The 14,900-nt window shown below is 56.3% G+C and carries 14 protein-coding genes; 9 read left to right on the plus strand and 5 right to left on the minus strand.

What is annotated here, in order from left to right; all coding sequences use genetic code 11:
- Positions 1-31: 31 nt before the first annotated feature.
- Positions 32-1,474: a pyruvate kinase gene (gene pyk / locus FO014_RS20510; protein ID WP_160030869.1), complete on the minus strand. Its 1,443-nt coding sequence runs from the start codon at positions 1,472-1,474 to the stop codon at positions 32-34.
- A 215-nt stretch (positions 1,475-1,689) separates the two neighbouring features.
- On the minus strand, positions 1,690-2,562 hold the full coding sequence (locus FO014_RS20515; RefSeq protein ID WP_160031454.1) for a MurR/RpiR family transcriptional regulator: 873 nt from the start codon (positions 2,560-2,562) through the stop codon (positions 1,690-1,692).
- A gap of 457 nt (positions 2,563-3,019) precedes the next feature.
- Between FO014_RS20515 and zwf the strand changes: the two genes are divergently transcribed.
- From zwf to mdtI, 4 genes are all read left to right on the plus strand, one after another.
- Complete coding sequence (gene zwf, locus FO014_RS20520) at positions 3,020-4,495, plus strand: glucose-6-phosphate dehydrogenase (RefSeq protein WP_160030870.1); 1,476 nt, start codon at positions 3,020-3,022, stop codon at positions 4,493-4,495.
- A gap of 142 nt (positions 4,496-4,637) precedes the next feature.
- Positions 4,638-5,279 carry a bifunctional 4-hydroxy-2-oxoglutarate aldolase/2-dehydro-3-deoxy-phosphogluconate aldolase gene (locus FO014_RS20525; protein ID WP_160030871.1) on the plus strand — a complete coding sequence of 214 codons (642 nt, stop codon included), beginning with the start codon at positions 4,638-4,640 and terminating at the stop codon, positions 5,277-5,279.
- A gap of 566 nt (positions 5,280-5,845) precedes the next feature.
- Positions 5,846-6,214: a multidrug/spermidine efflux SMR transporter subunit MdtJ gene (gene mdtJ / locus FO014_RS20530; protein ID WP_160030872.1), complete on the plus strand. Its 369-nt coding sequence runs from the start codon at positions 5,846-5,848 to the stop codon at positions 6,212-6,214.
- Positions 6,201-6,530, plus strand: coding sequence for a multidrug/spermidine efflux SMR transporter subunit MdtI (gene mdtI / locus FO014_RS20535; RefSeq protein ID WP_160030873.1), 330 nt, complete (start codon positions 6,201-6,203; stop codon positions 6,528-6,530). Before mdtJ ends, mdtI begins: the two co-directional genes overlap by 14 nt.
- Positions 6,531-6,590: 60 nt before the next feature.
- Here mdtI and FO014_RS20540 read toward each other — a convergent pair whose 3' ends face one another.
- Complete coding sequence (locus FO014_RS20540; protein WP_105231392.1) at positions 6,591-6,935, minus strand: RidA family protein; 345 nt, start codon at positions 6,933-6,935, stop codon at positions 6,591-6,593.
- A gap of 123 nt (positions 6,936-7,058) precedes the next feature.
- Between FO014_RS20540 and yoaA the strand changes: the two genes are divergently transcribed.
- The 5 genes from yoaA to rnd all read left to right on the plus strand — a co-directional run bounded on the left by yoaA (position 7,059) and on the right by rnd (position 13,562).
- On the plus strand, positions 7,059-8,960 hold the full coding sequence (gene yoaA, locus FO014_RS20545) for a DNA repair helicase YoaA (protein ID WP_160030874.1): 1,902 nt from the start codon (positions 7,059-7,061) through the stop codon (positions 8,958-8,960).
- 102 nt (positions 8,961-9,062) lie between these two features.
- Positions 9,063-9,764: a tRNA (adenosine(37)-N6)-threonylcarbamoyltransferase complex dimerization subunit type 1 TsaB gene (gene tsaB / locus FO014_RS20550; protein ID WP_160030875.1), complete on the plus strand. Its 702-nt coding sequence runs from the start codon at positions 9,063-9,065 to the stop codon at positions 9,762-9,764.
- 104 nt (positions 9,765-9,868) lie between these two features.
- On the plus strand, positions 9,869-10,459 hold the full coding sequence (locus FO014_RS20555; RefSeq protein ID WP_160030876.1) for a Slp family lipoprotein: 591 nt from the start codon (positions 9,869-9,871) through the stop codon (positions 10,457-10,459).
- A gap of 207 nt (positions 10,460-10,666) precedes the next feature.
- Positions 10,667-12,355 (plus strand): long-chain-fatty-acid--CoA ligase FadD, encoded by a 1,689-nt coding sequence (gene fadD, locus FO014_RS20560; protein ID WP_160030877.1) that lies wholly within the window; start codon positions 10,667-10,669, stop codon positions 12,353-12,355.
- Positions 12,356-12,440: 85 nt separating this feature from the next.
- Positions 12,441-13,562, plus strand: coding sequence for a ribonuclease D (gene rnd, locus FO014_RS20565; protein ID WP_160030878.1), 1,122 nt, complete (start codon positions 12,441-12,443; stop codon positions 13,560-13,562).
- A gap of 236 nt (positions 13,563-13,798) precedes the next feature.
- Here the strand turns inward: rnd and minE are convergent, their stop codons facing one another.
- Positions 13,799-14,068 carry a cell division topological specificity factor MinE gene (gene minE / locus FO014_RS20570; RefSeq protein WP_105231386.1) on the minus strand — a complete coding sequence of 90 codons (270 nt, stop codon included), beginning with the start codon at positions 14,066-14,068 and terminating at the stop codon, positions 13,799-13,801.
- Positions 14,069-14,071: 3 nt separating this feature from the next.
- Complete coding sequence (minD, locus tag FO014_RS20575; RefSeq protein ID WP_015672598.1) at positions 14,072-14,884, minus strand: septum site-determining protein MinD; 813 nt, start codon at positions 14,882-14,884, stop codon at positions 14,072-14,074.
- Positions 14,885-14,900: the final 16 nt, after the last annotated feature.

Genomic DNA, 14,900 nt, shown 5'->3' on the forward strand with positions numbered 1-14,900 from the left:
CGCAGGGCAGACCGGCCAATTGAGCATCAAATCACTCAATACGCAGGATACGGCTGGTATTGGTAGTGCCGACGGTGCCCATCACGTCGCCTTGCGTGACCAGCACCAGGTCGCCGGACAGCAGGTAGCCTTTGTCGCGCAGACGGTTGATGGCGTCATTGGCGGCGGCTACGCCGTCGGTGTGGCTGTCGAAATAGACCGGCGTGACGCCACGGTATAGAGCGGCCAGGTTTAACGTGTGCTCATGGCGCGACATGGCGAAAATCGGCAGGCCGGAGCTGATGCGGGACATCATCAGCGCGGTGCGACCGGATTCAGTCATGGCGATAATTGCCGTTACCCCTTTCAGATGGTTGGCGGCGTACATCGAAGACATGGCGATCGCCTCTTCGATGTTGTCGAACTGTACGTCCAGACGGTGTTTGGAAACATTGATGCTGGGGATTTTTTCCGCACCGAGACACACGCGCGCCATAGCGGCGACGGTTTCCGCCGGGTATTGACCGGCAGCGGTTTCCGCTGACAGCATGACCGCATCGGTGCCGTCCAGTACGGCGTTCGCTACGTCCATCACTTCCGCACGGGTTGGCATCGGGTTGGTAATCATCGATTCCATCATCTGGGTGGCGGTGATGACCGCGCGGTTCAGCGTACGGGCGCGGCGGATCAGCGTTTTCTGAATGCCTACCAGTTCCGGATCGCCGATTTCCACTCCCAGGTCACCGCGTGCCACCATCACCACGTCGGATGCCAGGATAATATCGTCCATCGCTTCTTCATCGCAGACGGCTTCCGCACGTTCAACCTTGGCGACGATTTTGGCGTTGCAGCCAGCATCACGCGCCAGACGGCGTGCATAGTGCAAGTCTTCGCCGGTACGCGGGAAGGAAACGGCCAGATAGTCCACGTCAATTTTAGCGGCGGTGACGATGTCGGCCTTGTCTTTCTCTGTCAGCGCCGCGGCAGACAGACCGCCGCCCAGCTTGTTGATGCCTTTGTTGTTGGACAGCGGGCCGCCGACGGTGACTTCGGTGAACACTTTCATGCCCTGAACTTCCAGCACCTTCAGCTGCACGCGTCCGTCGTCGAGCAGCAGCACATCGCCCGGCACCACATCGGCAGGCAGGCCTTTATAGTCGATGCCGACTTTTTCTTTATCGCCTTCGCCTTTCGCCATTTCGGCATCGAGCAGGAATTTATCACCAACATTCAGGAAGACCTTGCCTTCCTTGAAGGTGGATACACGGATTTTTGGCCCCTGAAGATCGCCGAGAATAGCAACGTGCCGACCCAGCTTGGCGGCGATTTCGCGAACTTTATCTGCGCGTGCCAGGTGGTCTTCCGCATTGCCATGGGAAAAATTAAGCCGGACTACGTTGGCGCCGGCAGCAATGATCTTTTCCAGATTATTGTCGCGGTCGGTAGCCGGACCCAGTGTAGTAACGATTTTGGTTCTTCTGAGCCGTCTGGACATGTAGTACTCCGTTGACTGGTGAAGCAAATAAAAAAAAGTGCTGCGATAAGCATCGGATAACGCGAACCGGCGTGAAATGTCACCCTAGCCACGTTTCATGACGCTGGCGTCACACCCGGGTTATCCGCAGGAACGTGTTACACGGTACAACCTATAGTGCCGCCGATCAAATCGCCTCGCAGAGGCTGCCCGGCGGTGAATGAGGGCCGTTTCGATTATGACTCGAAATTGTTGGGAATCTCTACGTCTTTATCAAAGCGCGATTCTTTCAACGCTTCCTTGACCCGCTTCAAGTTATCTCTGAATTTATCCCCGCGGCGCAGGGTAAAACCGGTCGCCAGCACGTCAATCAGCGTAAGCTGAGCGATGCGCGACACCATCGGCATGTAGACGTCGGTATCTTCCGGCACGTCGAGCAGCAGCGCCAGCGTCGCTTCGCGCGCCAATGGCGAGTCATGGGAGGTGACGGCGATCACCGCGGCATCGTTGTCGCGCGCCAGACGCGCCATTTCCACCAGGTTCTTGGTGCGGCCGGTGTGTGAAATCAACACTACCACATCGCCTTCGCCGGAGTTCATGCAGCTCATGCGCTGCATCACGATATCGTCGAAGTAGGCGACCGGAATATTGAAGCGGAAGAACTTGTTCATGGCATCGTGAGCAACCGCCGCAGAGGCGCCGAGGCCAAAGAAGGAGATTTTTTTCGCCTGGGTCAGCAGGTCAACCGCACGATTTATGGCGGCGATATCTAAATTTGCCTTTACTGTATCCAGGCTGGCCATCACCGATTCAAAAATTTTACTGGTGTAGGCCTCGACGCTGTCGTCTTCTTCGACGTTGCGATTGACGTAGGGCGTGCCATTCGCCAGGCTCTGTGCCAGATGCAGTTTAAAATCGGGAAAACCTTTGGTATCAAGACGGCGGCAAAAGCGGTTTACCGTTGGCTCGCTAACGTCGGCCATACGCGCCAGCGTGGCGATGCTGGAATGGATCGCCGTCTGTGGCGATGCGAGGATCACCTCGGCGACTTTTCTTTCGGATTTGCTCAGCTGCTCTAAATGGCTGTGAATTTTTTCCAGCGTATTCATATAACGGGTGTCACTCATGGGTTTTTACCCTGCATATTTCCGGTTGCCGGTACGCAAAAAACGCGCCTGATGTGTGCGGGGCGGCGTGAAGGGCCGGCCTGCGCCAGGATGCAACGAGAAATCAATTGGGTATATCGATTTCAATCAAAGGAGAAATCAATGCCGGTTTAGTGAAAATATACTACGTGCTGGTAACCGTTGGCAGTCTCGACAGAGCGTTTGCTGGGATTTTTCACCAGAATATGAGCTGTGTCTAACTTTCATAATGGTAAAAGAGCGACAAAAAAGACAGAAAATTACAATTTTGGCTAACGTTGCCGGTTCGGCAGAGTTTCAACGTATAGCCGCAAAGTTTCTGGCGTTTTTCTGCTTTTAATCCGGGTTTACTGGCCGTAGGTAAAGAGAGTACATTAGTAATGTAAGAAAATTACAAATATCCTGCAACGAGGAGATGAACATGGCGGTAACCTCTACAGCCCAGGCGTGCGACCTGGTTATTTTCGGCGCGAAGGGGGATTTGGCGCGCCGTAAGCTGCTGCCTTCCCTGTACCAATTAGAAAAAGCCGGTCATATCCACCCGGACACCCGTATTATCGGGGTGGGCCGTGCAGAGTGGGATAAAGACGCTTATACCAAGGTCGTCAAAGAAGCGCTTGAAACCTTTATGAAGGAAAAGCTGGATGACGAACTGTGGGCTACGCTCAGCGCGCGATTAGATTTCTGTAATCTTGATGTCAACGACAGCAAAAATTTTGCCAAACTGGGCAAAATGTTGGATCAGGAAAACCGTACCACCATCAACTACTTTGCAATGCCGCCAAGCACCTTCGGCGCGATCTGCAAAGGGTTAGGCCAGGCCAAACTGAACAAAGAGCCGGCGCGCGTAGTGATGGAGAAACCGCTGGGCACCGATCTGGCCTCTTCACGCCTGATCAACGATCAGGTGGCTGAGTTCTTCAACGAAAGTCAGGTGTACCGTATTGACCACTATCTGGGCAAAGAGACGGTACTGAACCTGCTGGCGCTGCGTTTCGCCAACTCGCTGTTCGCCTCTAACTGGGATAACCGCACCATCGACTCGGTGCAAATCACCGTCGCGGAAGAGGTGGGCATTGAAGGGCGCTGGGGTTACTTCGACCAGGCCGGCCAGATGCGCGATATGATCCAGAACCACCTGCTGCAGGTGCTGACCATGATCGCCATGTCGCCGCCGGCGGATCTGACCACCGACCGCATTCGTGACGAGAAGGTGAAAGTGCTGCGTTCGCTGCGCCGTATCGACCAGCGCAACGTACGTGAAACGACGGTGCGCGGCCAGTACACCTCCGGCTTTGTGCAGGGGCGCAAGGTGCCTGGCTATCTGGAGGAAGAGGGCGCCAACAAGAGCAGTAACACGGAGACCTTTGTCTCTATCCGTGTGGATATCGACAACTGGCAGTGGGCCGGCGTGCCGTTCTATCTGCGCACCGGCAAACGCCTGCCGGCTAAATGCTCCGAAGTGGTGGTGTACTTTAAGAACCCGCCGCTTAACCTGTTCAGCGACTCGTATCAGCAACTGCCGCAGAACAAGCTGACCATCCGTCTGCAGCCGGATGAAGGGATTGAGATCCAGGTGCTGAATAAAGTGCCGGGCCTTGACCATAAGCATCATCTGCAAACCACTAAGCTGGATCTGAGCTTCTCGGAAACCTTCAACCAGGAACACGTTGCTGACGCCTATGAGCGTCTGCTGCTGGAAAGCATGCGCGGTATTCAGGCGCTGTTTGTCCGCCGTGATGAGGTGGAAGAGGCCTGGAAGTGGGTCGACTCCATCATGGACGCCTGGAAAGCCGACAATGACGCGCCTAAGCCTTATCAGGCGGGCACCTGGGGGCCGGTGGCGTCGGTGGCGATGATCACCCGCGACGGCCGTTCCTGGAACGAGTTCGAATAAATTGTTACGCCGGCAGCGGGTCTGCCGGCTTTTTTTTGCCTGTCGATCAGGCTGAGGGTACGGCCGGACTTTTCAGACTATGGTCTGAAGGCCCTGTGGCAGGGGCGTGCCATACACCAACCTCAATGTGGAGAAAATGACGATGAATCACTGGAAAACCAGCGCGCAGCAGATTCTGACCGCGGGTCCGGTTGTGCCGGTTATTGTGATTAACAAGCTGGAACACGCGGTGCCGCTGGCGAAAGCGTTGGTCGCCGGCGGGGTGCGCGTGCTGGAGGTGACGTTGCGCACCGAGTGCGGGCTGGATGCTATCCGCGCCATTGCCAAGGACGTGCCTGAGGCGATTATCGGCGCCGGTACGGTGATCAACCCGCAGCAGCTGCAGGCGGTGACCGAAGCGGGCGCACAGTTTGCCATCAGCCCGGGGCTGACGGCCGATCTGCTGCAGGCGGCGACCGCCGGCAGCATTCCGTTGATTCCGGGTATCAGCACCGTGTCTGAACTGATGCTGGGGATGGATTACGGACTGCGCGAGTTCAAGTTCTTCCCGGCGGAAGCCAACGGCGGCGTGAAGGCGTTGCAGGCGATCGCCGGTCCGTTCCCGCAGGTGCGTTTTTGTCCTACCGGTGGGATCACGCCGGGCAACTATCGTGATTATCTGGCGCTGAAAAGCGTGCTGTGCATCGGCGGTTCCTGGCTGGTGCCTGGCGATGCGCTGGAGCAGGGCGACTATGCGCGCATTACCGAACTGGCGCGCGAGGCGGTGGATGGCGCGCGCGGCTAAGCCTTGCCGCGCCTGAGTTTGCTGCATCCTTGTACAGGGCATGTTACTCGGAGGCTCAATCATTGGTTGAGCCTTTTTTTGTTTTTTATTTGTATAACTTTCTTATTTTTAACTTATTTTTTGCAACTTGCTTATCAAAATGGCCGTTTGCTTTATTTTTGAGCCTGTGGTACAACTATATCCGTTAAAAATTTTCCATAATGAGGATATTGAGCAAATCGTACGGGTTTTGTGATATGTACGGCTGAAGATAGCGAGATAACTATGATGACTACAAATAAAAACCCCCTTAGAACCTCAACCTGTCAGCTTTTCCTGTCTGCCATCCTTGCCAGTGAACACCACTGGTGCAGTGAGCTATAGCACCTTTCTCCCTTAACCGGTTGCGATAAGGCTGCGTTTTTCAGGCTTTATCTCCGCATAACCGGACACTCTGTTTTTACAACATTTGGGTCAGTTTATCCCCAGGGATCTCTGCATCCTGATGCGGCGAAATGCCGCTCGGACGAGATAAATCGGGATAAATATACCTTTGCGGGCGTTATTCGCCGTTTGGGAGAGAAATCATGATTTATTGGCTGTTTTTAGGTTTGGCGATCGCCACAGAAATTATCGGCACCCTGTCGATGAAATACGCCAGCGTCAGCGGAGGTATGCTGGGGCATATGGTGATGTATGTGATGATTACCACGTCATATATTTTGTTGTCTGTGGCGGTCAAGCGTGTCGCCCTGGGCGTGGCCTATGCGCTGTGGGAAGGCATTGGCATTTTGTTTATTACTCTGTTCAGCGTGCTGTGGTTCGATGAGCCGATTTCCCTGCTGAAGGTACTGGGTCTGGTGACGTTGATCGCGGGCATTATGCTGGTGAAGTCCGGCACCCGTAAGACGCCGAAATCTGATGATGAGCGAGGTGCGCAGCATGCAACAGCTTGAGTGGATTCATATCGGCTTTCTGGTGCTGGCCACGGCGTTGGAGATTGTCGCCAACATTTTTCTGAAAATGTCAGACGGTTTCCGCAGGGTGTGGTTGGGGTTGCTGTCGTTGCTGTCGGTATTGGCCGCCTTTAGTGCGCTGGCGCAGGCGGTTAAGGGAATTGACCTGTCGGTCGCGTATGCGCTGTGGGGCGGTTTTGGCATTGTCGCCACCGTGGCCGCCGGCTGGATCCTGTTCGGTCAGCGTCTCAATAGCAAAGGCTGGCTGGGCGTTGCACTGTTGTTGGCGGGGATGGTGCTGATTAAGCTGGCATAAAGGCGCCGCAGCGGCGCCAGGATCATCGTGCCGCGGTGTAGAAGGTCCGCGGCATGACAATTATTGGGCGGCGATGATTTTGATTTCAACCTTGTATTTCGGATTCATCAGCTTCGCCTGCACGGTGCAGCGCACCGGTGCGCTACCGGGCACCACCCAGGCGTCCCAGGCGGCGTTCATGGCGGCAAAATCCGCCGCGTCGGCGAGAAACACGGTGGCGTCCATGACGCGGCTTTTGTCTGAGCCTACGCGCGCCAACAGGACGTCAATCGCCGCCAGGGCGTTTGCGGTCTGCGCCGTCGCGTCCTCATCCAGATTTTCCGGCACGCTGGTGTAATAGATGGTTTCGTTATGCACCACGGCTTCTGACCAGCGCTGTTCAGGATCAATGCGTTCGATATTCATTCAGTTATCTCCATATTTTTGGCCCGCTTAGGGTAGCACAGCATGACGTCCGTTGCTGCCATCTGCACGGCGCTGCGGAATGTGTATATAATCACAGCTGAATTTTTTCGGCGGTGAGGCAGCGTGGCAGACGATTTCGCAACAGACGGCGCATTGGCGCAGGCAATTACAGGGTTTAAACCGCGCGAAGCGCAGCGGCTGATGGCCGAAGCGGTCGCCGAAGCCATCAATTTTAAACAGGAACTGGTGGTGGAAGCGGGAACCGGAACCGGTAAAACGTTTGCCTATCTGGCGCCGGCGCTGCGTTCGAATAAAAAAGTGATTATCTCCACCGGCTCCAAGGCGTTGCAGGATCAGCTGTACGCGCGCGATCTGCCGACTATCGCCAAGGCGTTGCAATTCAAGGGTAAACTGGCGTTGCTGAAAGGGCGCTCCAACTATCTATGTCTGGAACGTCTGGAGCAACAGTCTCTGGCCGGCGGCGAGCTGGCGGGGCAGACGCTGATCGATCTGGTGCAGCTGCGCGGCTGGTCGTCGCAGACCGTGGAAGGCGACATCAGCAGCTGTAGCGACGTGGCTGAAGACAGCTTCGTCTGGCCGCTGGTGACCAGCACCAATGACAACTGCCTGGGCAGCGATTGCCCGCAATATCAGGACTGCTTCGTGGTCAAAGCCCGCCGTAAGGCGATGGACGCCGACGTGGTGGTGGTGAACCATCATCTGTTTTTGGCGGATATGGTGGTGAAGGAAAGCGGTTTTGCCGAGCTGATCCCCGAGGCGGATGTGATGATTTTCGATGAGGCGCATCAGATCCCGGATATCGCCAGCCAGTATTTTGGCAAACAGCTGACCAGCCGTCAGCTGATGGATCTGGCGAAAGATATCACCATCGCCTACCGCACCGAGGTGCGCGACGCGGCTCAGCTGCAAAAGAGCGCCGATCGCTTAAGCATGAGTACGCAGGATTTTCGGCTGGCGCTGGGGGAGCCGGGCTTTCGCGGCAACCTGCGCGACGTGCTGAACCAGCCCAATGTGCAGCGCGCCTTGCTGTTGCTCGACGATGCGCTGGAGCTGTGTTACGACGTGATGAAACTGTCGCTCGGGCGCTCGGCGCTGCTGGATGCCGCGTTTGAGCGCGCAGGCCAATATCGCACCCGTCTTAAACGCCTGAAATCGGTCAATGAACCCGGCTTTAGCTATTGGTATGAGTGTAATGCGCGCAATTTCGTGCTGGCGCTGACGCCGCTGACGGTGGCGGAACGTTTCCGTGAGCTGCTGGATGATAAACCGGGCAGTTGGATTTTCACCTCGGCGACGTTGTCGGTGAATGAACAGATGGGGCACTTTACCGAACGGCTAGGGCTGAACAAGGCGAAGACGCTGCTGTTACCCAGCCCGTTTGACTATGCCAACCAGGCGCTGTTGTGCGTACCGCGTTTTCTGCCGTCGCCGAATCAGCCGGGCGGAGCGCGCCAGCTGGCGCGGATGCTGCGTCCGATGATTGAGGCCAACCAGGGGCGCTGTTTCTTCCTGTGCACCTCGCACCAGATGATGCGCGAGTTGGCCGAAGAGTTTCGCGCGTCGATGACGTTGCCGGTACTGGTGCAGGGTGAAACCAGTAAGGGACAGCTGCTGGCGCAGTTTGTCGAGGCGGGCAACGCACTGCTGGTGGCGACCAGCAGTTTCTGGGAGGGGGTGGACGTGCGCGGCGATGCGCTGTCGTGCGTGATTATCGATAAACTGCCGTTTACCTCGCCGGACGATCCGTTGCTCAAGGCGCGCATTGAAGATTGCCGCCTGCGCGGCGGCGATCCGTTTAATGAGGTGCAGCTGCCGGATGCGGTGATTACCCTCAAGCAGGGCGTCGGCCGCCTAATCCGCGATACGGACGACCGTGGCGTGCTGGTCATTTGCGACAACCGGCTGGTGATGCGTCCCTATGGCGAAGTCTTCCTTAACAGCCTGCCGCCTACGCCGCGCACGCGCGATCTGAGCAAGGCGATCGCCTTTTTGCAGCAGGAATAACCGCTGCGCCGTATCCGTGCGGCTGCGGCTATGCCGGTAATCCGGGCTGTGCTACAATGCGCGCCCTGTAAAAAATACTGATATTTCCCGCCTGAGGTTGGCATGTCCACGCGAATTTTAGCGATCGATACCGCAACGGAAGCCTGTTCCGTTGCCCTCTGGAATCAAGGCGAAACCCACGCCCTGTTTGAACTGTGCCCGCGTGAACACACGCAGCGTATCCTGCCGCTGGTGCAGCAGGTCCTGGCCGAATCCGGCGTGACGCTTGCCGAGCTTGATGCGCTGGCCTTTGGGCGTGGCCCCGGCAGTTTCACCGGCGTGCGTATCGGCATTGGTATCGCGCAGGGGCTGGCGTTAGGCGCCGATTTGCCGATGCTGGGCGTTTCTACCTTACAGACCATGGCGCAGGGTGCCTGGCGTATGACCGGCGCGCAGCGCGTGCTGGCGGCGATCGACGCCCGTATGGGCGAGGTTTACTGGGGTCAGTTTGAGCGTCAGTCCGATGGCCAGTGGTTGGAAAGCGAGGGTGAGGCGGTATTGTCGCCCGAGCAGGCGCTGGCGCGCGCGCAGGGGCTGCAAGGCGACTGGGCGCAGGTCGGTACCGGCTGGCAAACCTATCCGGAACTGGTTGCCGGAGCGCCGATTACTCTGCATGATGGTCAGATATTGCTGCCGCGGGCGGAAGATATGTTGCCGCTGGCGCTGCATGCCTGGCAGCAGGGGCTGGCTTGCCCGGTTGAACAGGCAGAACCGACGTATCTGCGTAATGAGGTCACCTGGAAGAAGTTGCCGGGGCGCGAATAGTCGTTTACACGTTATGTGCGCTTTATACGTGACAGGGATGAAACGTTCTGCAACTTGCGGCGAAAACAACAGTCGAAGTGACAGATATTTCAGGAGATTGCACCATGCGAATCCGTACCGTAGTTCAACGATTCACGCTGCCGGCATTGGCCGGCGGCGTTTTGATGCTGTCCGGCTGCGTCACCGTCCCCGATGCGATTAAAGGTTCCTCACCAACGCCGGTCACCGAGCTGGCGTCGGTGCAAAACGCGCCAAGCCTGTTTAACGGCGCGGAGGCCCGCTTTGGCGGTAAAGTGGTGAATGTGGCGAATGAGCAGGGTAAGACGGTGCTGGAAATCGCCGCAGTGCCGCTGGACGATGGCGCGCGGCCGATTCTCGGTGAACCATCGCGCGGGCGGGTACTGGCGACGGTAAACGGTTTCCTTGAGCCAACGGACTTCAAGGGGCACCTTGTCACCGTGGTCGGGCCGATAACCGGCGTGCAGCCTGGCAAAATCGGTGCGACGCCGTATAAATTCGTCACGATGAGCGTCAGCGGTTTTAAACGCTGGCGGGTGACGCAGCAGGTAATGATGCCTCCGGCGCCAATGGGGCCCTGGGGCTGGCGTGGCGGCCCGTGGGGGCCTGACTGGGGGCCGGGCTACGGCTGGTACAGCCCCGGCCCGGCGCAGGTGCAAACGATCGTTACCGAGTAAGTTACGCGAAAATTCAATAGATTGTTAAGGCGGCTTATGAGCCGCCTTTTCTTTTGGTGCAGGGAAGCGCCGGTAATTAGTGACACGCATCGCAACCTGTAAATTGTTTAAAACCTAAACTGGTCTGCTGAGTTAAAATATTGTTATAACCTGGCTGTGCATTTAGGGGCTGCGATGATAATGAGAAATGATTTCGGGAGTAATACCTTGGAAAAGGTCTGGTTAAAACGTTATCCGGCAGATGTGCCAGCAGAGATTGACGCCGATCGCTATCCGTCTTTGGTTGAAATGTTTGAAAATGCCGTACAGCGTTATGCGGATCAGCCAGCATTTATCAATATGGGCGAGGTGATGACCTACCGCAAGTTGGAAGAGCGCAGCCGGGCATTCGCCGCCTACTTGCAAAATGAGCTGGGGCTGAATAAAGGCGACCGTGTCGCTTTGATGATGCCGAATCTGCTGCAGTATCCTATCGCGCTGTTCGGCATTCTGCGCGCCGGCATGGTGGTGGTTAACGTGAACCCGCTGTATACGCCGCGCGAGCTGGAGCATCAGCTCAACGACAGCGGCGCCAGCGCTATTGTTATTGTCTCCAACTTTGCCCATACGCTGGAAAAGGTGGTCTTCAAAACCCAGGTTAAGCATGTGATCCTGACGCGGATGGGGGATCAGCTTTCGGCGGCCAAAGGCACGCTGGTCAATTTTGTGGTGAAGTATGTCAAACGCCTGGTGCCGAAGTACGATCTGCCGGACGCCATCTCTTTCCGTACGGCGCTGCAGCGCGGCCGACGTCTGCAATATGTAAAACCGGACATCATTAACAGCGATCTGGCTTTTTTGCAGTATACCGGCGGCACCACCGGGGTGGCGAAAGGCGCGATGCTGACCCACCGCAATATGCAGGCCAATCTCGAACAGGCCAAGGCGGCCTATGCGCCGCTGTTCCGTGCCGGACAAGAGCTGGTGGTGACCGCGCTGCCGCTGTATCACATTTTTGCGTTGACGGTGAACTGCCTGCTGTTTATCGATCTTGGCGGCCGCAACCTGCTGATCACTAACCCGCGCGATATTCCCGGCCTGGTTAAAGAGCTGGCCAAATACCCGTTTACCGCCCTGAGCGGCGTCAATACCCTGTTCAACGCATTGCTGAATAACGAGGAGTTCCTCAAACTGGACTTCTCGACGCTGCGCTTTTCGGTGGGGGGCGGTATGGCGGTGCAAAAGGCAGTGGCGGATAAGTGGGAGCAGACCACCGGCAAGCACCTGCTGGAAGGCTACGGCCTGACCGAGTGCGCGCCGCTGGTGGCCGGCAACCCGTATGATTTGCAACATTACAGCGGCAGTATCGGGTTACCGGTGCCGTCGACCGATGTGCGCCTGGTGGATGAGCAGGGGGAAGACGTTGCCATGGGCGAACCGGGTGAACTGTGGGTCAAAGGGCCGCAAGTTATGTTAGGCTATTGGCAACGTCCCGATGCTACGGATGAAGTGCTGAAAGACGGCTGGCTGGCGACCGGCGATATCGTCACGGTGGATGAGCAGGGCTTTATTCGCATCGTCGATCGTAAAAAAGATATGATTTTGGTATCGGGTTTTAACGTTTATCCGAATGAAATTGAGGATGTCGTCAGCCAGCATGCTAAGGTGCTGGAGTGCGCGGCAATTGGCGTGCCGAGCGAAGTCTCCGGAGAGAGCGTGAAAATTTGCGTGGTGAAGAAGGATCCTTCGCTGACCAAGGACGAGTTGCTGACCCATTGCCGTCGGCACCTGACCGGGTATAAAGTGCCTAAAATTGTTGAGTTCCGCGACGAGTTGCCGAAGTCGAACGTTGGCAAAATTCTGCGGCGCGAACTGCGTGACGAACAGACAAACGCCAAGGCGGCCGATGCCGCCTGATGCTGTTCGGTCACACTTACTTATCAACAACGCCGGTGAATGCCGGCGTTGTTGTGTTTGGCTCATGAAATAAGAGAATGAAGTTTTGAATTATACGTTGATCACTACCGATGCCGGATTGCAGCAGGTCTGCGAACAGGCCAGAACACATGCTCAAATCGCGCTTGATACCGAATTCGTCAGAACGCGCACCTATTATCCGCAGCTTGGCCTTATCCAGTTATACGATGGTGAACAACTCTCCCTGATTGATCCCTTGTCGATTACACAGTGGCAGCCGTTTATTGACCTGCTGAGCGACAAGGCGGTGGTGAAATACCTGCATGCCGGCAGCGAAGATCTCGAAGTGTTCCTGAATGCGTTCCAGACCTTGCCGACGCCGCTGGTGGATACCCAGATCCTGGCGGCGTTTACCGGCCGGCCGCTGTCGTGCGGATTCGCCACGCTGGTTGCTGCTTATATGCAGGTCGAATTGGACAAAAGCGAATCGCGTACCGACTGGCTGGCCCGGCCGCTGACCGAGCGTCAGTGTCAGTATGCGGCGGCCGATGTGTTCTATCTGCTGCCGATGGCTGGCCAGCTGGTGCAGGAAGTCGAGCAGGCCGGCTGGACCGAGGCGGCGAGTAACGAGTGTCTGCTGCTGTGCCAGCGCCGCAGTGAAACGCTGGCGCCGGAGCTGGCCTACCGCGAAATGAATAATGCCTGGCAGCTGCGTCCGCGTCAGCTCGGCTGTTTGCAAAAGCTGGCCGAATGGCGGCTGCAGCAGGCGCGGCAGCGCGATTTGGCGGTTAATTTTGTCGTGCGGGAAGAGAACCTGTGGGCGGTGGCGCGCCATATGCCAACCTCAATGGGGGAACTGGATGCACTGGGCCTGAGCGGCCCGGAAATCCGTTTCCACGGAAAAACGCTGCTGGCGCTGGTTGCTGAGGCTACTGCACTGGATGAAGACGCGTTGCCGGCACCTGTCGCCAACCTGGTGGAGCACCCGGGTTACAAAAAGGTCTTTAAGGAAATCAAAGCGGCGATTGTCGCCGCCAGCGAACAAAGTGGTTTAAGCAGTGAGTTGCTGGCGTCGCGTCGCCAAATTAATCAGCTGCTGAACTGGCATTGGAAACTGAAAAACAGCGACTGCCAGCCGGAATTAATCAACGGATGGCGTGCGGAGTTATTAGCCGAACCATTATTGGCAATTCTACAGGGTTATTAATCAAAGGTAAGCGAAGGCGGGGCAGGGGGAAATCAAGCTGCTCCGTTTATTGCGAGGTGAATTTTATTTCAGATAATACTGGCGCCAGTATTAAGTTTAAAGAACATCACCACCAGATTAATTGGGATTAATCTCAAACGGTGAAAATGGCTATTTTGCTGCTTTCCCGTTCAATGTCTGGACGCATATACAGTGTCCCCCTGCAAAAATACAGGGGGACATTTATTGTGTCGCGATCATTTAGCGGCTTCTTCTGACTCCGGTAACGTGACGTTGAGTTCCAGTACCGAAATATCGTCTCCTTTCTGCTCAAACTGAAGGTGCAGCATATCAGGGTCAATCTGAATGTACTTACAGATGACCGCCAGGATGTCACGCTTCATATCGGGCAGATACGGGGGTTCACTGTCCCCCCGGCGACGCTCCGCGACGATAATTTGCAGCCGCTCCTTGGCTACAGTGGCTGTACTTTTTTTGCGGGACAGAAAGAAGTCTAACAAAGCCATGGTTTATCCCCCAAAAAGGCGTTTCAGGAAGCCCTTCTTCTCTTCTTCAATGAAGCGGAAGGGGCGTTCTTCTCCTAACAAGCGGTTAACGGTATCGTCGTATGCCTTGCCGGCATCGGACTCGAGATCCAGAATCACAGGCTCACCCTGGTTGGATGCGCGCAGTACGGACTGGTCTTCCGGAATAACCCCGACCAGAGGAATGCGCAGAATTTCCAGTACGTCTTCCATGCTCAGCATGTCGCCGCGGCTGACGCGGCCCGGGTTGTAACGGGTCAGCAGCAGGTGCTCCTTGATCGGATCCTTGCCTTGTTCGGCGCGGCGCGATTTGGAGGACAGGATGCCGAGAATGCGGTCGGAGTCGCGTACTGAAGACACTTCCGGGTTGGTGGTAATGATGGCTTCATCCGCGAAGTACAGCGCCATCAGCGCGCCGGTTTCAATACCGGCCGGTGAGTCGCACACCACGAAGTCAAAGTCCATCTCGCCAAGTTCGTTGAGCACTTTCTCAACGCCTTCGCGGGTCAGCGCGTCTTTGTCGCGCGTTTGAGATGCGGGCAGAATGTAGAGGTTTTCGGTGCGTTTGTCTTTGATTAACGCCTGATTCAGCGTGGCGTCACCCTGAATTACGTTAACGAAGTCATAAACCACGCGACGCTCACAGCCCATAATCAAGTCAAGGTTACGCAGACCGATATCGAAGTCGATAACGACGGTTTTCTTGCCTTGTTTGGCCAGACCGGTCGCGATGGCTGCGCTTGAGGTGGTCTTACCAACCCCCCCTTTACCCGATGTAACAACAATAATGCGTGCCATGAAGTGGTTCCTTGTC

This window comes from Serratia rhizosphaerae (assembly GCF_009817885.1).
Taxonomy (GTDB): domain Bacteria; phylum Pseudomonadota; class Gammaproteobacteria; order Enterobacterales; family Enterobacteriaceae; genus Serratia_B; species Serratia_B rhizosphaerae.